This is a genomic window from Phyllobacterium sp., from assembly GCF_037994405.1.
Taxonomy (GTDB): Bacteria; Pseudomonadota; Alphaproteobacteria; order Rhizobiales; family Rhizobiaceae; genus Phyllobacterium.
In genome coordinates, this window is record NZ_JBBNAN010000389.1 from 1 (window position 1) to 2075 (window position 2075).

1 protein-coding gene and 2 pseudogenes are annotated in these 2075 nt (G+C 55.3%); 2 read left to right on the plus strand and 1 reads right to left on the minus strand.

Annotation, left to right across the window (positions count from 1 at the left end):
* Window positions 1-122: 122 nt before the first annotated feature.
* Window positions 123-473 (minus strand): annotated as a pseudogene (locus AAAC48_RS21650) (winged helix-turn-helix transcriptional regulator); the annotation flags it as partial.
* Between the two features lie 84 nt (window positions 474-557).
* On the opposite strand from AAAC48_RS21650, the gene AAAC48_RS21655 reads away from it, so the two are divergent.
* Together AAAC48_RS21655 and AAAC48_RS21660 are read left to right on the plus strand one after the other, a co-directional pair.
* The gene (locus AAAC48_RS21655; protein WP_340656173.1) at window positions 558-887 is read left to right on the plus strand and encodes a nuclear transport factor 2 family protein; all 330 of its coding nucleotides are present in this window, start codon (window positions 558-560) and stop codon (window positions 885-887) included.
* Window positions 884-1685 (plus strand): annotated as a pseudogene (locus AAAC48_RS21660) (SDR family oxidoreductase). Before AAAC48_RS21655 ends, AAAC48_RS21660 begins: the two are co-directional and overlap by 4 nt.
* Window positions 1686-2075: the final 390 nt, after the last annotated feature.

Genomic DNA, 2075 nt, shown 5'->3' on the forward strand with positions numbered 1-2075 from the left:
GTTTCACTGCTGCATGCAGATGGCTTATCGGCATTTTCAACCGATCGTTTATCCATCACTGCCGATTTTGTACACACCGGCGAATGAGAGGGAGAAACCGGGCAAGCCGCTTCGCGCTGTTCTGCCCATTTCAGCAGAGCATCGAGCGCTGGGCACAGGGCCTGCCCCCAATCGGTGAGGCAATATTCCACCTTTGGCGGGACCTGGTGGTGCACGATGCGCCGCACAATTCCATCTGCCTCCATCTGACGCAATTGCTGGATCAACATCTTCTGGGAGACGGCGGGGATTGCACGCTCCAGATCCGAAAAGCGCAGGACGTTGCCACCGAACAGGTGAAACAGGATCACCAGCTTCCAGCGACCCTCAAGAATGCGCAGTACATTTTCAACGCCGCTTGCGGCCGTCACCGGGGTCAGTTCTTCCGGCTTACTTTTGGGTAAGTACCCTACTTTTTTGTCCGTTCTTGTCATTTTATCAGTTTAGGCCCATCTCTTCCTCAGGGCAACAACGCTGTGTGTTTCATTGCGGCGCGAGGTGAGATGCGAGGTATTAAGATGACCAAGGAACTGCCATTGCCGATCCAGGCCTATGTGTCTGCCATGAACCAGCACGATATCGACGCAATGCTGCGTCCATTCTCTAAAGAGGCAACCGTCCTGGACGAAGGCCAGACCTATCATGGACACGTCGATATCCGTGGATGGATGGAAGAGACGACGCGTAAATATCGCGTGACCGGAGAGGTATCCGGTGTCACTGGAACGGATGTCGATCCCCGCGTTTCCATTCTGATTTCAGGCAACTTTCCCGGTTCCCCGATAAAGCTCGCCTATAGCTTTGCGCTCGAAGGCGATCTGATATCCCGGTTGGAGATCACCCTATGACCTCCGCCCCCTCTTTCAAGATTGACCCGGCTGAATTTGAAGGTAAGCGTGTGTTTGTCACAGGTGGCACAAAAGGCGCAGGTGAAGCTATCGTAAATAGGATGGCAGCTGCTGGTGCGATTGTCGCCACAAGCGCTCGAAATTCCGTTGACAATAGCGCAGCCAAGTTCCTGATCGAGGCCGATCTCTCCAGCCAGCAAGGCGTCGACAAGGCTGTGTCCGGGATTTGGGCGGGGCTCGGAAGCGTCGATATCTTGATCCATTGCCTCGGTGGGTCGAGCACACCAGGGGGGCGGCTTTGCTGCGGCGACAGACGAATTCTGGCAGCAGGACATCAATTTGAATCTCCTTGCCGCCGTGCGGTTGGACCGGGCGCTGCTGCCCGCCATGATCGAGAAGGGCGAAGGGGCGGTTATCCACATCGCATCCATACAACATCGCCTTCCACTTTATGACTCGACGACGCCGTACGCCGCGGCAAAAGCGGCGTTGTCGACCTACAGCAAGGCGCTATCGAAAGAACTTGGCCCCAAAGGCATTCGTGTGAACGCCATCTCACCAGGATGGATAAGGACGACGGCTGCCGATGCCATGGTCAAGCGCTTGGCGGAGAGCGGAAATACCGATGAAGAGACTGCGCGACAGGGAATCCTGCATGCCTTAGGCGGGATTCCCATCGGGCGGCCGGCATGGCCTCAGGAAGTCGCCGAACTCGTGGCATTTCTTGCTTCAACCCGCGCTGGCTCGATACATGGCGTCGACTACGTCATCGACGGTGGCACGGTTCCCACTGTCTAAGTCGACAGCCCTTTAACGAGCAACTGGTTAAAAAATTTGCGATTGGCCGTTTTGCGCCGATATTATTGAAAAAGTCGGTTTTCTATGACGTCTGATTTTTTGTAGGGCCGTGGAGGCCCATACTGAAAACTTACCTGGGGGACCCACCAATTTTGCGATCAAGCAGCGTGTGTGCGGCGCGTAGCCGAATTGCGACGGTATCGAGCGGCAACATTCGCTCTGGCCGCGAAATGGCCGACTATTCGGCAAGCCCCGATTTTGGACTTTTTCAACAATATCTGCCATTTCCGGACCTTCCATCGGTTGCGATTAACTGTTTCGGGTTCAGATGTGGCTGAATCCCAGCTTCTTGTCGGATGGAGTCCGTAGTGACGCCGATGGTCCTTGGAG